Genomic DNA, 18,521 nt, shown 5'->3' with positions numbered 1-18,521 from the left:
TTTTCCGCACTTCAGAGGGAGTTGGCCGTCCGGTAGCTCGCCTCGCTCGGCGCCAACACGAGAAGCGCGCCCGGATCGATCTCGATCAACGTCTCGTCTTCGAGCCGAACCAGCTCCCCATCCCGCACCGCCCTGTCATGGTGGTGACGGCCGCCATAGACGAGCTTCACGCGCTTCGCCTTGAAGGCGTCGAGATCCTGGTTCTCTCGCCACGCGCCCATCATGATATCGAGAACGAGCTTGGAGATGCGCCGGAAACTTCGCGCTTTGCAGATGTAAACGCCGAGATAACCTTCCGTCGGATCGTCCGCGAAGGGCACGTGGCCGGCTCCGTAGAAGTTGTTTGAGAAGGCGACCGCCGCCGATCTGATCTCCCGGACCTTCCCATCGAGTTCAATCTCAAGCCGGATTTGCGGGAGCGTGCGAAGTGCGACCCATCCGGCCCGCCAAGTCGCGACCAGTTTGCCGATGCGGGAACCGTAGGAGAACTTCTTCCGCATCCGCACCATACGGGCATGCAATCCGACGGCGTATTGGTGAACGAACACCTCGCCATTCACGCGGCCAACGTCCACGGGCGTGATGTGCCCCGATGCCAGCGCTCCGACGGCCTCTTCGAGATCGAGAGGGATCTGCAGCGTTCGGGCGAAGAGGTTCATTGTCCCGGCCGGCAGGATACCCAGCGCTGTTTCCGTCCCGGCGCATTTTGCAGCTGCCGCCGAAACCGTTCCGTCTCCGCCGCCGACGAGGAGAACCTCCGTATCGGGACGCTCGACCGCATGTCGGATCGCTTCAACGACCTCATCCCCTGAGCAGCGGACGATCTCGACCGAATGCCCCTCCACCGTGAACTCGTCCTTCAGAAGAGAGGAGAGCCAGTCGAGGTTGGTAGTCTTCAACGTCCCGCCATCCTCGTTGAGAAGCGCCAGGATCTTCATGTGTTCCCTTTCAATGCCACGCTGTCGGGCCAAGCCAGCAAAACCGGCGAATGCGAACGGTCGTCGATGCCAAGATTGTCGATGGCATGAGCACGCCGATCCTTTCTTCGCCTGCAAGCGCCCTAATTAGTGCGTTTGCGTGGAAGCACATGTTGATGTGCCCCTCAGCGAGGACGAAACGGTATCGGACCGATTTTGCAGATCCTGCGTGAATCGTTTCGGTCTCATCGTCCGGCAAAAGGGTTTGGTACGGGCCAGCGGGAACGTCAGAGCCTCGAAACGATTCGCTTATGCAATCCTAATCGGAGCCAGACCGGGTTGGAGCACAACGGGAGACCCTATGCTTGAGATTATCGTCATACTTCTCATCGTCGCTGCAATCGCGAGCCTCTTGGGGTTCCGAGGCATTGCGGGCGCTGCTGGCGGTCTAGCAAAGTTGCTCATATTCATCGTCCTGATCGGCGTACTACTCATGATACTCTTCGGCGTTCTGGTCTTTGCCTAGCCGTATCGCTTCCGAGGAACGAAAGCCCGAGCGGGAAGGACGCTTCGTCCGCAGATCAAGTCGTCGCGCGCGGTGCTGGAAATAGCCGGCTATAGGGATGCCGCCTACTACTTCTAAACACGCATTGTTTTGCATCGCAGCAAAGGCTTTTCTTCGTGCGGTAAGATGAACCGGAAATGAACGCTTTCAAAGCGTCAGCAACTATTGTCGCGTCCTGTCAAAAAATACTCTCGCGCATCGGAACCGCCCTGCCCGTTCGTCCATTTCATAGCCATCAACGCCGCTGCAGCCCTGTTGGTCTGCGAGCGGCGCTGTCACTCAACTGACAGACAGGGAATACACGATGCTACGCAAACTACTTGTTTCCACGGCGCTTGCAGGCGTTCTCGCCACCGGTGCCTATGCTCAGGACAGCGAACAATCCGGTGAAGCTGCGACAACCGACAGCCAGACACAGGAAATGCAGGCGGATCCAGGCAGCTCTGACGCAGGCGGCTCTGATGCCGCCGCGGGCGGCGAAATGGCCGCTTCGTCAGATGCGCCGGCTTCTGGCGACTTCCTTGAACAGCTCTCTTCCGATCAGTACCTCGCTTCGAACCTGACTGGTCAGTCGATTTACGGCAGCGATGCCGAAGATGCCGAAGCTGTTGCAACCATCGACAACTACCTCGTTGGGTCCGATGGGCAGATCGCAGCCGCGATCGTGACGACTGCCGGCGAAGAATCGAAGACCGTCGCCGTTCCGTTCGATCAGATTTCCTGGTCGATGATGGATGGTTCGCCGCGGGCCACCATGGCCTCTGGTGGTGGCGATCTCGCTTCGATGCCGACCTTTATGATGCCCGGCGAACAGGAACAGCAGGCTGCGGCCACCGGCGACGGAACGGCCACAGAGTCTGGTGGAGCGACTGCTGATGCTGGTATGGCATCTGAAGGGACTGCTACCGGTGATGCAGCGGCAACTGGCGGTTCCGCCACGTCGACGGATCCGGCCGCCGGTGGGGAAGCCGGAGCCACTGATGCTGGTGGTGATGGATCGTCCGACATGGCGGCAGCTAGCGACAGTGCGTCAGGCGAAACTGCAGACATGGCCGCGAGCGAAGGTTCGTCCGATGTTCCGACTTCTGTCGGTCAGGACCAGTTCCTGTCGCAGAACCTGATTGGATCAGACGTCCTCTCGGGACCGGGTGAGGATGCCGAAAGCGTTGGCGAGATCAACGACCTTGTGGTTTCCTCTTCGGGCGCGATCGACGCCGGCATTGTCGGTGTTGGCGGCTTTCTCGGCATTGGCGAGAAGGACGTAGCGGTTCCCTTTGACGCGATGACGCTTTCCAAGCAGGAAGACGGAAACCCCCAGGTGGTCTACGCCTCCGATCGCGCGCAACTGGAAGAGGCTCCGTCCTTCAGCAGCGAACGCCCTGAAGAGGGCGCAGAAGCCGACCCAGCCACTGAGGAACCGGCTAGCGACGATCAACAGGCTGCAGCGGACACCAGCGCAGGCATGAACTCGGATGGCGGCACTGGCGACAACACGGCAGAAGCTGGTGAATCTGCCGCCGCAGCAGCCGGCGCAGCAGCGGGTTCGGCAGCGGCGAGTGCCGATCAGGCCGCTTCCGAGGCGGGCACTGAGATGGAGCAGGCTGGCGAAGAGGCCGCCCAGTCCGCCGACAGCGCGATGGATGATGCCGGTCAGGCAGCCGACGAGGCTGGCACTGAGATGGCGCAAACCGGTGACAGCGCTTCGGAAGGTTCCATGAGCACGGACACCTCCGGCGACCAGGCTACGAGTGGAGACGCTGCGTCCACCGAGAGCGGTCAGGGAGAGATGCAGCCGCTTGAGGACACATCTTCGCTGACGGCGGACGACTTGATTGGAACTTCGGTCGTCGGTCCGGACAACGCGTCGGTCGGTGATGTCGGCGACATCGTGCTCTCGCAGGACGGTGGCATCGAAGCGGTGATCATCGACGTTGGTGGCTTCCTTGGTATCGGCGAAAAGCCGGTCTCGGTCAGCATGGACGAACTGCAGTTCATGCAGGATGCGAACGGATCGCTATCGGTTCAGACGCAGATGACTGAAGATCAGCTCGAAAACGCGCCTGAGTATACGCCTGAGGAGGACGCCGCAGGTGAAGCCGCCGGCGGTGAAACCGGCGATAGCGCTTCGGGCGAAGGTCAGAACAACTGATTTTGCGCTACATATAAGCACAGCATAAACTGCGGGCTCGCTTCGGCGGGCCCGTTTTTCCGTGTCGCCAAGAGAGTTGAACAGAGGTGGCGCGTTTTGCCGAGACCTGCGGCTTCGTGACAAGCAAGCGAAACCTTTCCCGCATGACGTTCGAACAATACCTAGAACGATCAGCTGGGCACTAGCCCCTTGAACGGTTTGGCTGAGTCGAAACGACATTTTCAGGAGCTGACATGATCCGACGATTTACTCCGGTCCTTTTCGCCGCCGCTGCCACGACCAGTTTCGCTTTTTCGGTGCCGAGTTCGGCCCAGAATACCGAAACCGCAATCTTCGCAGGCGGATGCTTCTGGTGCGTCGAGGCCGATTTCGACCATGTCGACGGAGTGAGCGAGACCATTTCAGGTTACATCGGTGGGCAGAGCGAAAATCCGACTTATCAGAACCATTCTGGCCACGTCGAAGCGGTCCGCATCACTTACGACCCGTCGAAGGTAAGTTATGACGAATTGCTCGAAGTCTTCTGGCATTCGATAGATCCAACCGATGGGGGCGGTCAGTTCTGCGATCGCGGGCCTTCCTATACGACCGCGATCTTCGCAACGAATTCCGAGCAGATGCAGAAGGCTCAGGCGACGAAGGCAGAGGCATCACAGGATCTCGGAAGCATCGCAACCGAAATCCGTGAAGCATCTACTTTCTGGACTGCCGAAGGCTATCATCAGGATTACTACAAGAAGAATCCCGTCAAGTATAAGTTCTATCGTAACGGCTGTGGACGAAATGATACGGTCAGACGGGTCTGGGGCGATAAGGCATTCATGGGCATCAAGGAAGCCGTGAGCTAAACATTTTTCGTCAACGGCCTTCGTCGGAGCAAAGCGAACTGCGGGCTGGCTAGACGATCAAACCGCAGAGATCTTTCTTAAAATCGGAGTTCATAAGATGCGTACTTTGTTCGCGAGCCTATTGGCTCTTGTGCTTTTGGGAGCACCGGCCAATTCTCAGGAACAGTCGTCGGACAACTGGATCACAATGACGACTGACCGCAGCGTCCAAGAGGCTGTCGGTGCATTGACGGACGCCATAGAAGGGGCTGGCGCGACGGTCATGGCGACCGTGGATCATTCGCAGAATGCGCAATCTGCCGGTCTCGAGCTGCCGGCCACGACGCTTGTGATCTTCGGCAACCCAAAGATCGGAACGCCGCTGATGCAGGAGAACCGACGGGTCGCGATCGATCTGCCGCAGAAGATCCTGATCTGGGACGAAGACGGTCAAACGACGATCGGCTACCTGGCGCCTGAGGCGCTGGCGAAACGTCACGGCCTCGCCACCGACAGCGAATCGATCAAAACGATGACAGGGGCACTCGACAAGCTGAGCAGTGCAGCGGCTGGCGAACAGTAATCCGCGCTCAAATGCGTTCGCCCAGATTGGTCCGTTCTTGCAAACCAAAAAGGGGGCGCTTTTGTGCCCCCTTTTGCGCCGACTGGTGTTGTGCGACCAAGCGTCGCTGTTAGTCCTTCTTTTCGATCACGGCATAGATGATGTTGCCGTTTTCTCCCCGCCAGACGTCTACCTTGGTGGCGTTCCGGTCTACCGACCCGTTGACGATCCGCCACATATCCTCATTGTTTCTGAGGATCAGCGACCAGTTCATCATCGTTTCCATATAGCCGTCGTCGACGATGTCGTCGGCAAAGTTGGCCATCAGGAAACGGCCGCCCGGCTTCAGCAGATTGATGCAGGTCTTGGTAAGTTTGATCGCAACAGGATCGGGGAGATAGTCATACAGCCCCGCGGCATAGACGAGATCGAATTGGCCGAGAGCGTAATCGCCTTTCAGGAGGCCTCGGACCGATCCGTTGAGCGGCTCGACAGAAGATCCGGCGAGATCGCGCGTCATGACCCCGATGCTCATCGGGTCCTGATCGAGCGCGACCCATCTCTTAAGGGCGCCGTTGTTGAACGCAGACGATAGCTCGACCTCTCGCAAATGGCCAGCTGCGATGGTCAGCACCTCGGCGTCGCGTCCCACCGTTTCCGAAACGGAATCGACTTCCCGAGCTAGTAACTCACGCCGCTCACGCACCGCGCATGCCGCCGGTGCCTCGTTGGTGTAGGCATTAATTGCCCGGCCCCGGTTGCTCGCATCGGCCATCTCAGCGGCTCGAGACTTGTGCTTGTAAATGAAATCCAGCAGGCCAGCGTCACCCGAATAGCCCCGGGGCTTTTCGAAGGAGCGTCGGGTGAATGGATCCTCATGAATGATCGCTGCTACGGGGTGGTTCTGGATCAACTTGACAAGCTCGGCCCAGATCGACGGATTGTAGCGCATTCTCGCTTTGTGAAGTTCCGAGAAGAGCGTTGCCATCGCCGGAAATTCCGAGCCCGGCTTCTCCAAACGCTGACGCGTCATCTCGAGTAGAAGCGCAACCTGGGTGTGAGCGACCTTCGCTTCGTTCGCTTCCGCCGAAGCCTCCGCATGGACCAGATTTCCGGAGATCATGTCTTGGGTGATCAGGCTTTCGCCGTCGAATTCGAAACTTGCTTGCTTCACCCTAGCCCCCTTGGGTTGTAACACACCCATGAGGTAGCAGTTCTTCGTGGCGTTGTCTTTACGATTCTTAATCTAGCGTTAACACGTTCGATCGAAATTTAGCCCAGCTCGTGAATGGAAACCTGCCTCGTTGGCGTCTCGGTAACGTCTCGACACCTGTCGGTTGATGGAAAGCGTTCCTCAACCATTCTGCCCCATGGTCGTGTCCGCGAACAGGGTTGCGGCTCTTCCCATTCGCTGATTTTCAGTTGCGGACGGGCGGTCCATTCCGGTGAACGACTCAGCACTCGACGAAAAGTTACAGGCGGAGCTTGCCCTCCCCTGGTACGCGCGTCGCGACAGTGCGCTTAACCGCCTTTATCACAACCGTCGAGAGCATTCACGCTCCTCTGCGACCCGCTTCACCATGTGGGCCGCTATTCTGATCTATATCTGTTTTTCGTTCGTCGATTTCTTTCTCATTCCCGACGTGCTGTTCGAGACGACGGTCGTGCGCCTGATCGCCGGTGCAATCGCCTTTCTCGTCACCGAAGCCATGCACCGCGCGAAAGCCTCGTCGGACACCATGGACGATATCAGCGGGCTCATCATCGTCGGATGCTACCTTCTGTGGCTCTTCACGGCGGCGCAATCGATCGACATCACCACCCTGTCGTATTATTTCATATACGGCGTGCTCTTCATGATGGTGAGCAGCCTTTTCTTCGACTTTCCGACGCATGTCGCACTTCGCACGAGCTTGACCGTTCTCGCGGGCGGTCTGATGTCCGCGTTCTGGCTACCAGGCACGACTCAAACCTATCTCATCGCGATCTCGATCTTTTACATGACCTGCTTCGCGGCGATCTCCTACGTGAACTGGAAACTCGAGCGCGAACGCTATCAGGTCTTCCTCAACGCGCTGCAGGCCGAAATCGGACGGCGGGAGGTGGAGCGCCGCGGTAACGATCTCTTGGCGCTCTCTCGCACGGATCCCCTCACCGGGCTCTATAATCGCCGGGCGACGGACGAGAAGCTGGAGGGGTTTTGGCAGGACTGGCTGCAGAATGGGCAGTCCTTCGCCGTGCTCCTGATCGATGTCGATTACTTCAAAGCGTTCAACGACCATTATGGCCATCAGGACGGCGACCAGTGCCTCGTCACCCTCGCGGAGGTATTCCGCGGCATCGCTGAATCAAACAGCTGTTTCGCCGGACGCTACGGAGGCGAAGAGTTTATCTTTTTGATGGGCGCTGAAGATCCGGGCGCGATCGTCCGCCTCGCCGAGTCGATTCGCACGGCCGTCCTGCAACTGGGATTGCTGCATGAAAAGCGTCCGGACGGACGAAAGTCTGTGACGGTGAGTATCGGATCCGCCATGAGCCATACTTCGCAGGGCGACGCGATGGACATTCTGGTGTTGGCGGCCGACCAAGCCCTCTACCGAGCGAAGGATAAAGGCCGAAACCGCATCGAGATCTTTGATCCGTCCAACCCTCCGATGGAGCGTCAGGACGAGGACATCGCGGCCCTACTCGACCGCGCGATCGATTCAGGTCTCGTATCGATGGTCTATCAACCGATCGTCGATATCGAGACCGGCAGGACGTTCGCCATGGAGTCACTGATGCGGCTCGAACGGCCGAACGGCGGTGCGATAACGCCGAATGTCTTCATACCGATAGCCGAAAGCACCGGTCACATTGTCTCGCTCGGCCGGTGGGCGCTTCTCTCGGCCTGTCGCGACGTTCTAGCTGAGAATCTTGCCCAAGTTGTCAGCGTTAATGTCTCGGTCATTCAGCTGAAAACCCCGGGTTTCTCCCTTTACACAGCTGCACTCATCGGTCGCTTGAAGATTGACCCAAAACGCCTCGCACTGGAGATAACGGAAAGTCACGCGATCGATGATCACCCCGAAGCGCTGAACTGCATCGCCGAACTCAAGCGGCTTGGCGTAAAGATCTGGCTCGACGACTTCGGCGCCGGCTACGCCGGTTTATCATGGCTGCAGAAGGTCGAGTTCGACGTCGTCAAGATCGACAATTCCTTCCTCGGCGAGCGGATGACGGCACGAGACAAATCGATGCTATCCGATCTTGTGCGTCTCATTCGCCATCGCGGTCACGAGATCGTCGTCGAGGGTGTCGAGACCCCGCGCCAACTCGAGATGTTACGAAGCTTCGACGTGCACTATGCGCAAGGCTTCTACCTCGGTCGTCCACAGACCCTGGTCCAACTTCAGGCCAACCGGGACGAGCAACTCGCATCCAGCTGAGTGAACCTTCGATGTTCTCGACCACTCAGCTGTTCACGCTATCGTGAGCTTATAACCTGTTTCCTAATCTTGTTTGTCGTCGAACATTCGGGACCGAACGAAACAGGAGAACCATCATGATGCGTTCGACCGCCCGACTCGTCATCCTCCTCTCGCTTCTCTGCCTCGGTTTTTCCAGTACCGCCCGAGCCGGCGATGCCGCCGACGTCCAGGCGGTGATCGCTTCCCAACTGGAAGCCTTCCGCCAGAACGATGGCGAGGCGGCTTTCGTCCACGCCGCGCCGAAGATCAAGTCGATGTTCGGCACCACGGACCGCTTCATGGAGATGGTCCGGACCGGCTATCCGCCAGTCTACCGCTCCAGCAACGTGTCCTTCGGAGAACTGACTTCCTCCGCCGACGGGTTTCGCCAGGACGTCTTCATGACCGATCCGAAGGGCCAGAGCTGGGTCGCCACCTATACGCTGGAGCGCCAGCCTGACGGATCGATGAAGATCACCGGCGTTTATCTGAAGAAAAGCGAAGAACTCGCGGTCTGATCTGCTGCCGACCGTTCAAATCGGCAAGAGATCTCCACACTTCCAGCCGTGCTCTGTCTCGGTCTTGAAGTCGTCGAACCGTCCAGTCTCGATGGCAGCGCGTATGCCCGCCATTAGCGACTGGTAATAGGCGAGATTGGACCACGTAAGCAGCATTCCCGCTAGCGACTCGTTCGCCCGCACGAGATGGTGCAGATAGGCACGCGAATAGTCCCTCGCGGCCGGGCAGTCAGAGGTCTCATCCAGCGGTCTCTGGTCCTCCGCGTGCCGGGCGTTCCTCAGATTGATCTTCCCAAAGCGCGTGTAGGCGAGCCCGTGCCGGCCGGCCCGGGTCGGCATCACACAATCGAACATGTCGACGCCGCGAGCAACCGACTGCAAGAGATCGTCCGGCGTGCCGACGCCCATCAGATAGCGCGGCTTGGTCTCGGGAAGCACGGGCAGCGTTTCCTCGAGTGTCTTCAGCATTACGTCCTGCGGCTCGCCGACAGCAAGGCCACCGATCGAATAGCCCTTGAGATCCATCGCTGCGAGCGCTTCGGCAGAGCGGATACGCAGATCGGGAACGTCGCCTCCCTGCACAATGCCGAACATCGCCTTGCCCGGCTGGTCGCCGAACGCTTTCGCGGACCGCTCGGCCCATCTCAGTGACAGCTCCATCGCCCGCTCGATCTCCGAACGCTCGGCCGGTAGCCGGATACATTCGTCGAGCTGCATCTGGATGTCGCTGTCGAGTAGCCCCTGGATCTCGATCGAACGCTCCGGGGTGAGCGAATATTCGGTGCCGTCGATATGGCTCTTAAAGCGGACGCCGGTCTCGTCGAGCTTCCGCAGATCGGCGAGTGACATCACCTGAAACCCACCGGAATCGGTAAGGATCGGATAGGGCCACCGGGCGAATTCGTGGAGGCCGCCGAGGCGCGCCACGCGTTCGGCACCAGGCCGCAGCATCAGATGGTAAACATTGCCGAGGATAATATCGGAGCCAAGCTCGCGCACCTGGTCGAGATACATTGCCTTGACGGTGCCGGCAGTTCCGACAGGCATGAAGGCCGGCGTTCGCACAGTCCCCCGCGGCATGGTGATCTCACCGCGCCGCGCCTTGCCGTTAGTGGCGAGAAGGTTGAACCGGAACCGTTCGGTCATTCTTCGATCCGGTCCAACAGACACGCATCCCCGTAGGAATAGAAGCGATAGCCGTTCTCGATTGCGTGCTCGTATGCTCTGCGCATGCGCTCCAACCCGCAAAAGGCCGAGACCAACATGAACAAGGTCGAACGCGGCAGGTGGAAATTGGTCATCAGTCGGTCGACCGCCTTGAAGCGATAGCCCGGGGTGATGAAGATGTCGGTCGGTCCGGTGAAGGGTGCGATCCGGCCGTCGTCGCCCGCCGCGCTTTCAAGCAGACGCAGCGAAGTCGTGCCGACGGAGATGATCCGCCCCCCGGCGGATCTCGCCGCATTGAGCCGGTCTGCCATTGCCGCGTCGATCGTGCCGATCTCGGCATGCATCCGGTGGTCTTCGGTATCGTCCGCCTTAACCGGCAGGAATGTTCCTGCGCCCACGTGAAGCGTGAGAAACTCGGTAGCCACGCCTCGCTCATGGAGTTTTTCCAGTAGATTGTCGGTAAAATGCAAACCGGCCGTCGGCGCTGCCACGGCGCCAGCTTCGCGCGCATAGATCGTCTGGTAGTCGGTCCAGTCCCGAGCATCGTCGCCGCGTCGCGCTGCAATGTAGGGAGGGAGCGGCACGTGCCCGACGGCTGCAATCGCCGCGTCGAGATCGGGACCGGAATGCTCGAAGGTGAGCGTCGCCTCACCGCCCTCCCCGCGGGCCGTGACCTCTGCGGCGAGCGTTTCGGCATCATCGCTCGCGAAAACGAGCGTATCACCGACCTTGATCCGCTTGCCTGGCCGCACAAAGGCCGCCCAGCTCCCCGGCGAGAGCCGCATGTGCAGCGTCGCTTCGACTTGGGCGACTCCCTCACCGTCTCGCGAATCCTCCCGGACGCGCGTGCCGAAGAGTTGCGCCGGAATGACCTTCGTATCGTTGAAGACGAGCACGTCGCCGGGCTCGATCAGCGCCGGCAGGTCGGCAATTCGAAGGTCAGACAGACCAGTTAAGCTGACCCCAAGAAGCATTGCCGACTCGCGCGGCTCTGCTGGCCGGAGCGCGATGCGCTCCGGCGGCAGTTCGAAGTCGAAGAGATCGACCCTCATCGTGCGTTGGGCATAAACTCAGCCGGCGTCGACGTCGCTCGCGACACGCATGGTCGTGATCGAATCCGGGTCGCGGACGGGCTCGCCCTTCTTGATCTGGTCGACATTGTCCATGCCTTCAATGACTTCGCCGAAGACCGAGTACTGCTTGTTCAGCCAAGGCGCGTCCTCGAAGCAGATGAAGAATTGCGAGTTTGCCGAATTCGGGTTCGCCGTGCGAGCGGCCGACACCGTTCCACGCTTGTGCGGCTCGGCAGAGAACTCGGCTTCGAGGTCCGGCTTGTCGGAGCCGCCGGCACCAGTCCCCGTCGGGTCCCCGGTCTGTGCCATGAAACCATCGATTACCCGGTGAAAGACGACGCCGTCGTAAAAGTTTTCCCGTGCCAGTTCCTTGATGCGCGTGACATGTTTGGGCGCGAGGTCCGGGCGCAGCTTAATGACGACTTTCCCCTTGGTCGTATCGAGGATCAGGACGTCTTCCGGGTTGTCATAGGCCATGATCGGTCTCTTTCTTCATTACATTCAAAAAGGGCGATCCGAGAGGTCCCGAACCGCCGCGATTGCTGGTCTCTGTGTGCCATTATCGACAAGCGCGCAACCCCGATCGATTTGACGGAAGCGCAGGCTTGCTGACGTTCAGCCCTGACCGCCCTCTTCGCTCGGCTCACCCTCGCTGCCGACGGTGACGCGTGTCATCACGTCCGGGTCTTCGACCGCGCCGTTCTGTCGCTCGTCGCCCTTCTTGATCTGGTCAACGACATCCATGCCTTCCACGACGTCTCCGACGATCGTGTACTGCCCGTCAAGGAAGTCGCCGTCGGCAAGCATGATGAAGAACTGCGAATTCGCTGAATTCAGATCCTGTGAGCGTGCCATGCCAACCGTGCCACGATCGAAGGTCTCGTTGTCACTGAATTCGGCGTTGAGGTCCGGCTTGGTGGAGCCGCCCATGCCTGCGCTCGAAGCATCGAAGGTATCGGAGCCCTTCTTGCCGAAGCGCACATCGCCCGTCTGCGCCATGAAGCCGTCGATCACGCGGTGGAAGACGACGTTGTCATAGGCGCCTTCCTCGGCCAACGCCTTGATCTGCTCGACATGGTTCGGCGCGAGATCGGGACGCAGTTGGACGACGATCGCGCCCTTGTTCGTCTCGATATTGAGGCGCTCGGCAGCATCGCCGTCCTGAGCCAAAGCCGGCATCACGGCCGCCAAGGTAAACCCGGCAAGGAAACCGAGTGTTTGAAGTAATTTCATTGCGGACCCCCTAGATCGCGAACAGGACAGTTTCGGCCCTCGACTACGCCAATTTCCCTCTCAGCGCGGCCAGAACAGGTTCTGGGACGAATGGCGAGACATCCCCGCCCATCTTTGCGATCTGACGAACCAATGTGGCGGTAATGGGCCGCGTCTCAGGCGAGGCAGGCAGGAAAACCGTTGTAATATCAGGGCGCATGGCCCCGTTCATGCCCGCCATCTGCATCTCGTAGTTCAAGTCCGTGCCGTCGCGCAGGCCGCGCACCAGCACGGATGCCTGCGCGTTCGCCGCCGCTTCGACGACAAGGCCGTCGAAGGAGACGATTGCGATGTCCGCGCTTCCCCCATCGACCTTCAGGCTCGCACGGATGAGGTCTGCACGCATCTCGAACGAAAACATAGGGGTTTTCGCCGCGTGCACGCCAATGCCGACGACTACCTCATCGAAGGCAGCAAGAGCCTGACGCAGGATAGACAGATGTCCGAAGGTCATCGGATCGAAGGAGCCAGGGAAAAAGGCAGTGGTCATATCCGGTTTCCGCGAAAAGAAAGCTCTAATTGACGATTACAGATCGATACAATCCGCTCGATGGCGAAGCGCGAGTGTTGTGGCTATCTTACGCCACAACCCGTCCATACGGCATTCGCCTCCGTAGCACGGAACTATTCGGCATCTTGAAACGTATTCGATGCGAGAAAACGAGGAGAGACATTCAATGCTGGTCGTCGCGCTATCTCTTGCAATGGTCGTCAGCCTTACGGCCGCAACCCTCGTCACTTTGCACAGTGATCAGGATCGGTCGCGCGTAAGGGTGAAATCACGCCATTTCCATCGCTGACATTAGTGAATTTCAAGTAAAACCAGCTTTTATGATGTTCGTGCCGTTCTCATAATTCTGAGAACGGCATTTTTCTCGCGCGTCGAGATTATTTACTCAACTTTCGTCGATCGACCCCTCGTCGCCCTCGGCATCACGCATCGGTCCATCTGACCCGCCATCACCGTCGCCGCCGTCCGGAGCAACACTATCGGTGACATCGGCATCGGCCTCGCCCGTTTCGTCCGTGCCCTGATCTGGAATACGCTCGACAGAAACGACACGCTCCCCATCGGCCGTGCGGAAGATTGTGACACCTCCGGTCGCGCGGCCCTTCATGCCGATCCCGTCGACCGGTACACGGATTACCTGGCCTCGATCGGTGACGAGGAGCAGCTGATCCTCGTTTTCCACCGGGAAGCCGGCAACAAGCGCGCCCAGCTTGTCGAGCCGGTTCGTGTCGGTCGCCCGAATGCCCTTGCCGCCGCGTCCGGAGGTGCGGAACTCGTAAGATGACGATCGCTTGCCATAACCGTATTCCGAAACGGTGAGGATCATTTCCTCGCGTGCGCCGAGCTCGGCGTAGCGCTCCTGATCGATCGCGACGTCCGCAACGGCCTCCTCATCGCTGTCGCTCTCGCCATTGGTATCGCCTTCGACGGCGCGGCGCATCTTCAGATAGGTGGCGCGTTCTTCGGCCGAAGCGTCGACATGGCGCAGGATCGCCATAGAGACGACCGTCTCGCTTTTGCCCAGCGAGATGCCGCGCACACCGACCGAATTGCGGCCCGCAAAGACGCGAACATCGGTCGTCGGGAAGCGGATGCACTGGCCGGACGAAGCTGTCAGCAGCACGTCGTCGTCTTCCGAACAGGTCGCGACGCCGAGGATCGAATCCTGCTCGTCGTCGAGCTTCATCGCGATCTTGCCATTGCGGTTCACGTTCGTGAAGTCGCTCAGCTTGTTGCGCCGGACCGTGCCTCGGGTGGTGGCGAACATCACATTGGTGCGTTCGGCCGCCTCTTCCTCGTTCGGCAGCGGCAGGATTGAGGTGATGCGCTCGTTCTTTTCGAGCGGCAGGAGGTTCACCAGCGCCTTGCCACGCCCCTGCGGGGTCGTGAGCGGCAGCCGCCAGACCTTCTCCTTGTAGACGATGCCGCGCGAGGAGAAGAACAGCACCGGCGTGTGGGTATTTGCGACGAAGAGCCGGGTCACCGAATCCTCGTCGTTCTTCAGGCTCATGCCCGAGCGACCCTTGCCGCCGCGGCGCTGGGACCGATAGACGCTGAGCGGCACGCGCTTGATGTAGCCGCCGTGACTGACGGTCACGACCATGTCCTCACGCGGGATCAGGTCCTCGTCTTCGAGATCGGCCGCGCCCTCGGAGAGTTCGGTCCGACGCGGAGTCGCGAACTCATCACGGATGGCGGTAAGCTCGTCCTTGATGATCTGCATCACGCGGGTGCGCGACGACAGGATCTCCAGATAGTCCTTGATCTCGGCGCCGATCTTTTCGAGTTCGTCGCCGATCTCGTCGCGGCCAAGAGCCGTAAGGCGCTGGAGCCGCAGGTCGAGGATCGCGCGGGCCTGCGCCTCCGAGAGGCGATAGGTACCCTGATCGGAAATCCGGTGGCGCGGATCGTCGATGAGCCTGACAAGCGGGGCGACATCCTTCGCGTCCCATTCCCGCGTCATCAGTTGCTCGCGGGCCGTCGCCGGATCGGGGGCGGCGCGGATGAGCTTGATCACCTCGTCGATATTGGCGACAGCGATTGCAAGGCCGACCAGGACGTGCGCCCGTTCGCGCGCCTTGCGTAAGAGGTACTTCGTGCGCCGGTTGACCACGTCCTCGCGGAACGCGACGAAGGCCGACAGCATGTCCATCAGGGTCAGCTGCTCAGGCTTTCCGCCGTTGAGCGCCACCATATTGGCGCCAAACGAGGTCTGCAGCGGCGTGAAGCGATAGAGCTGGTTGAGGATCACGTCCGCGGACGCATCGCGCTTCAGTTCGACGACGACCCGGTAGCCCTCGCGGTCTGACTCGTCGCGAATGTCCGAAATGCCTTCGATGCGCTTATCACGCACGAGTTCGGCCATCTTCTCGATCATCGTCGCCTTGTTCACCTGATAGGGAACCTCGGTGACGATGATCGCTTCGCGATCGCCGCGGATCGTTTCGGTATGCACCTTGCCCCGCATCAGCAGCGAGCCGCGGCCGGTGGAATAGGCCGACTGTATTCCCGCCTTGCCGAGGAGGATCGCACCGGTCGGGAAGTCCGGCCCCGGAATGATCTCCATCATTTCGGGCAGCGTGATCGCCGGATTGTCGATCAGCGCGACGCAGCCGTCGATGACCTCGCCGAGGTTGTGGGGCGGAATGTTCGTCGCCATGCCGACGGCGATACCGCCTGACCCGTTGACGAGGAGATTCGGGAACCCGGCCGGCAGAACCACCGGCTCCTGCTCGCGCCCGTCGTAGTTCTCCTGGAAGTCGACGGTTTCCTTGTCGATGTCGGCGAGCAGCGTATCGGAAATCTTGCGCAGCCGGCACTCGGTGTAACGCATGGCCGCCGGCGGATCGCCGTCGATCGAGCCGTAATTGCCCTGGCCCTCGATGAGCCTGTCACGCAGCGACCAGTCCTGCGCCATGCGCACGAGTGCGTCGTAGATCGCCGAGTCGCCGTGTGGATGATATTTACCCATCACTTCGCCGACGACGCCGGCCGATTTGCGGTAGGGCCGAGTCGAAGTAAGGCCCATCTCGTGCATGGCGTAGAGGATGCGCCGATGCACCGGCTTCAGGCCGTCGCGCACGTCAGGTAGCGCACGGCTCACGATCACGCTCATGGCGTAATCGAGATAACTGCGCTGCATTTCGTCGATGATGGAAACCGTACCGATGCCGCCACCTTCCGGCGGCCCGCCGGTCGGCTTGTCGGAGGGCGTCAAGTCGTCGTTATCGTCAGCCAAGGATGTGTCCAGAAATCGATGCGAATTCGTGGGCTTGCTATAGCCCGAAGGCGCTCGTCAGCGCAAACCTTCGAAGGCCTTTACGGACCGCCTTCTGTAGCTTTCCAAAGTCTCTCGCAGGCCACGTTCGCTCTGACGGCGAGAGCGGTGCCGTACTTGCCACTGAACTTCTTTCCGTGTTCTCAGCCAAGCTACGGCTCAAACGGGATATGTCGATGGTCGATCTGCTTCTCAACGGCTTCGTGACGCTGTTCGTCATCGTCGATCCGCTCGGCCTGATTCCGGTTTACTTGGCGCTGACACCCGGCGTCTCGAAGAAGGCACGGATGACGATGGCATGGAAGGGGTGCCTTATCGCCTTCTGCATCCTCACCGTCTTCGCGCTTCTCGGCCTCACGATTCTCGAAGCGCTTGGAATCTCGCTCGGCGCCTTCCGCGTTGCAGGTGGCCTCTTCCTCTTTGTGATCGGGTTCGAACTCGTCTTCGAGCGGCGCAACGAACGCAAGGGCAAGAGCGCGACCAAGGCCGTCGCGGAGAAAGACGACGAGCCCGGAGAAGATACCGACGTCGCTGCCTTCCCGCTGGCCATTCCACTGATCGCCGGTCCGGGCGCGATCGCCGCCGTCATCCTTCTCTCCGGCCAGTTGCCGAGCGCCGTCGGCAAGGCGAGCGTCGTTGCGGTGATCGCGGTCACGCTTCTGATCACGTGCGCTTCGCTGACCTTTGCCCACCGGCTCGACATGATACTCGGCGCGACCGGTAGGGGCGTCATCTCCCGCGTACTCGGAGTGATCCTGGCGGCGCTCGCCGTGCAGTTCGTTGCAGACGGGATTGGCGCTCTCTTCTCTATCGGGAAGACCCCTGCCGCTTCATCGTGACTGCTTTCAATCGCGGTTTGGCTCTGGGTTCGCTTCGCGTTGGGGCGTCCGGGTCGCCCCCCTTCTCATCGCCTCCGAATCAACCACCGCGGGACGAACTCGTGAAACGCAGCGAGAGAAGCAGTCTGGAAGCGGCGCGAATATGGTTCGCCACCGAACCCCGAACCGCATGCGAACCTCTGCAAAATCGAGGAGGTTCCGCTTCGAGCAAGTTTATGACTCAAACTCTCCTGCACGCATGGCCCGGTCGAGTAGATGCATAGGCTGCGCTTTGGGTCATCTTCAGCGTCGTATCTTGCGAATTCTACCCTGGGCCGTCGCATGGAGCGGCGTTATCCCGCCATCGTCATTCTCTTCGACCCAGCCCCGCGCTACTGCGTTGGCAGAGCCACCTCCACCGCCTCGCCGTCGCCATGTACGTTGTCGTGGCCCGAGACGAAAACAGTCGTGACGTCGGTCGGAATCTCTATGCCGAATTCGGACCGGGTAAACGGCTGTTCGTTCACATGCGGGTGGAGAAGCTCACGGGTGCCGTAGACGGTTCCGTCCGCGGCCTTGACCTCCCAACGATCGGCGTAGTGGTCCGTGCCCTCGTCGCCATGACTGAGCGTCACGGCAAAACTATAGACGCCCTCGCCCGTTCTGGTGACCTCGACGTTCTCGACGACCGGTTCGCCTGCCGCCGCTGGTCCCGAGACGAGAACGCCGAGGACACACCAGGTGAGCGCCAGAGCCGCTATGGTCAGCGACGAACCTACGGGACGATCTACCATCTCACCTGCCTTCCCCGGTCGTGCAGGCCTTGGGATCAGAACGGAATCTCGTCGTCAAAATCGCGGGATCCGCCGCCACCGTAGCCGCTACCTCCACCGGGACCGCTCCCGTATTCGCCACCACCGCGCGAGCCGCCGGACGGCGGGCCACCGCGCGATCCGCCACCGCCGTAATCTCCGCCGCCGCCTTCGCCACGCCCATCGAGCATGGTGAGAGTGCAGTTGAACCCCTGCAGCACGACCTCGGTCGAGTAGCGGTCCTGCCCGTCCTGTCCCTGCCATTTGCGGGTCTGAAGCTGCCCTTCGATATACACCTTCGAGCCCTTCTTCACATACTGTTCGATGACCTTGTTGAGGCCCTCGTTGAAACAGACGACCCGGTGCCATTCGGTCTTCTCGCGCCGCTCGCCGGAATTGCGGTCGCGCCAGCTTTCGGACGTCGCGACGGAAAAATTCGCGATTGGCTTGCCGTCCTGCGTGCGCCGCATTTCGGGGTCAGCCCCGAGATTGCCGACCAGAATGACTTTGTTGACGCTGCCGGCCATTGGAAACTCCCTTGCACAGTTGCGCGCGAACCTAGCGACGCACCAGCAGCGGCGAAAGTGCGCAGTCCGGCTCGTTC

17 protein-coding genes are annotated in these 18,521 nt (G+C 60.2%); 7 read left to right on the top strand and 10 right to left on the bottom strand.

Translation table 11 applies throughout. The features are described 5' to 3' along the window. Positions 1-11: 11 nt before the first annotated feature. Positions 12-938 carry a diacylglycerol/lipid kinase family protein gene (locus FP2506_RS02745; protein ID WP_007065851.1) on the bottom strand — a complete coding sequence of 309 codons (927 nt, stop codon included), beginning with the start codon at positions 936-938 and terminating at the stop codon, positions 12-14. A 340-nt stretch (positions 939-1,278) separates the two neighbouring features. Here FP2506_RS02745 and FP2506_RS18270 point away from each other — a divergent pair, with 340 nt between their 5' ends. The 4 genes from FP2506_RS18270 (at position 1,279) to FP2506_RS02725 (ending at position 5,041) form a co-directional block, all read left to right on the top strand. Then, complete coding sequence (locus tag FP2506_RS18270; RefSeq protein ID WP_007065850.1) at positions 1,279-1,443, top strand: DUF1328 family protein; 165 nt, start codon at positions 1,279-1,281, stop codon at positions 1,441-1,443. 343 nt (positions 1,444-1,786) lie between these two features. Then, the gene (locus FP2506_RS02735; protein WP_007065849.1) at positions 1,787-3,631 is read left to right on the top strand and encodes a PRC-barrel domain-containing protein; all 1,845 of its coding nucleotides are present in this window, start codon (positions 1,787-1,789) and stop codon (positions 3,629-3,631) included. Positions 3,632-3,864: 233 nt separating this feature from the next. Further along, the gene (msrA, locus tag FP2506_RS02730) at positions 3,865-4,479 is read left to right on the top strand and encodes a peptide-methionine (S)-S-oxide reductase MsrA (protein WP_007065848.1); all 615 of its coding nucleotides are present in this window, start codon (positions 3,865-3,867) and stop codon (positions 4,477-4,479) included. Between the two features lie 97 nt (positions 4,480-4,576). Next, the gene (locus FP2506_RS02725) at positions 4,577-5,041 is read left to right on the top strand and encodes a DUF302 domain-containing protein (RefSeq protein WP_040488857.1); all 465 of its coding nucleotides are present in this window, start codon (positions 4,577-4,579) and stop codon (positions 5,039-5,041) included. Between the two features lie 109 nt (positions 5,042-5,150). On the opposite strand, the gene FP2506_RS02720 is transcribed toward FP2506_RS02725, so the two are convergent. Next, the gene (locus FP2506_RS02720) at positions 5,151-6,194 is read right to left on the bottom strand and encodes a class I SAM-dependent methyltransferase (protein WP_007065846.1); all 1,044 of its coding nucleotides are present in this window, start codon (positions 6,192-6,194) and stop codon (positions 5,151-5,153) included. Between the two features lie 271 nt (positions 6,195-6,465). On the opposite strand from FP2506_RS02720, the gene FP2506_RS02715 reads away from it, so the two are divergent. Both FP2506_RS02715 and FP2506_RS02710 read left to right on the top strand, forming a co-directional pair. Further along, positions 6,466-8,448: a putative bifunctional diguanylate cyclase/phosphodiesterase gene (locus FP2506_RS02715; RefSeq protein WP_148227449.1), complete on the top strand. Its 1,983-nt coding sequence runs from the start codon at positions 6,466-6,468 to the stop codon at positions 8,446-8,448. A gap of 116 nt (positions 8,449-8,564) precedes the next feature. Continuing rightward, entirely contained in the window at positions 8,565-8,987 is a 423-nt protein-coding gene (locus FP2506_RS02710) for a DUF4864 domain-containing protein (protein ID WP_007065844.1), read from the top strand. A 15-nt stretch (positions 8,988-9,002) separates the two neighbouring features. Here FP2506_RS02710 and tgt read toward each other — a convergent pair whose 3' ends face one another. The 6 genes from tgt to gyrA form a co-directional block, all read right to left on the bottom strand. Further along, the gene (gene tgt, locus FP2506_RS02705; protein ID WP_007065843.1) at positions 9,003-10,133 is read right to left on the bottom strand and encodes a tRNA guanosine(34) transglycosylase Tgt; all 1,131 of its coding nucleotides are present in this window, start codon (positions 10,131-10,133) and stop codon (positions 9,003-9,005) included. After that, on the bottom strand, positions 10,130-11,206 hold the full coding sequence (gene queA / locus FP2506_RS02700; RefSeq protein ID WP_007065842.1) for a tRNA preQ1(34) S-adenosylmethionine ribosyltransferase-isomerase QueA: 1,077 nt from the start codon (positions 11,204-11,206) through the stop codon (positions 10,130-10,132). The genes tgt and queA overlap by 4 nt, the downstream gene beginning before the upstream one ends. 18 nt (positions 11,207-11,224) lie before the next feature. Further along, on the bottom strand, positions 11,225-11,704 hold the full coding sequence (locus tag FP2506_RS02695; RefSeq protein ID WP_007065841.1) for a peptidylprolyl isomerase: 480 nt from the start codon (positions 11,702-11,704) through the stop codon (positions 11,225-11,227). A gap of 138 nt (positions 11,705-11,842) precedes the next feature. Further along, positions 11,843-12,460: a peptidylprolyl isomerase gene (locus tag FP2506_RS02690; protein ID WP_007065840.1), complete on the bottom strand. Its 618-nt coding sequence runs from the start codon at positions 12,458-12,460 to the stop codon at positions 11,843-11,845. Between the two features lie 43 nt (positions 12,461-12,503). Further along, on the bottom strand, positions 12,504-12,989 hold the full coding sequence (gene coaD, locus FP2506_RS02685; RefSeq protein ID WP_007065839.1) for a pantetheine-phosphate adenylyltransferase: 486 nt from the start codon (positions 12,987-12,989) through the stop codon (positions 12,504-12,506). A gap of 406 nt (positions 12,990-13,395) precedes the next feature. Then, positions 13,396-16,248 carry a DNA gyrase subunit A gene (gene gyrA / locus FP2506_RS02680; protein WP_007065838.1) on the bottom strand — a complete coding sequence of 951 codons (2,853 nt, stop codon included), beginning with the start codon at positions 16,246-16,248 and terminating at the stop codon, positions 13,396-13,398. A gap of 209 nt (positions 16,249-16,457) precedes the next feature. On the opposite strand from gyrA, the gene FP2506_RS02675 reads away from it, so the two are divergent. After that, complete coding sequence (locus FP2506_RS02675; RefSeq protein ID WP_040489332.1) at positions 16,458-17,126, top strand: MarC family protein; 669 nt, start codon at positions 16,458-16,460, stop codon at positions 17,124-17,126. 371 nt (positions 17,127-17,497) lie between these two features. Here the strand turns inward: FP2506_RS02675 and FP2506_RS02670 are convergent, their stop codons facing one another. Both FP2506_RS02670 and FP2506_RS02665 read right to left on the bottom strand, forming a co-directional pair. After that, entirely contained in the window at positions 17,498-17,899 is a 402-nt protein-coding gene (locus FP2506_RS02670; RefSeq protein WP_007065836.1) for a hypothetical protein, read from the bottom strand. A gap of 35 nt (positions 17,900-17,934) precedes the next feature. Beyond that, positions 17,935-18,444 (bottom strand): single-stranded DNA-binding protein, encoded by a 510-nt coding sequence (locus FP2506_RS02665; protein WP_007065835.1) that lies wholly within the window; start codon positions 18,442-18,444, stop codon positions 17,935-17,937. Positions 18,445-18,521 lie beyond the last annotated feature (77 nt).

Source organism: Fulvimarina pelagi HTCC2506, from assembly GCF_000153705.1.
In the GTDB taxonomy this organism is placed as follows: domain Bacteria; phylum Pseudomonadota; class Alphaproteobacteria; order Rhizobiales; family Rhizobiaceae; genus Fulvimarina; species Fulvimarina pelagi.
The sequence above is the reverse complement of the archived record's forward strand: the minus strand, read 5'-3'. Positions and strand labels throughout refer to the sequence as shown.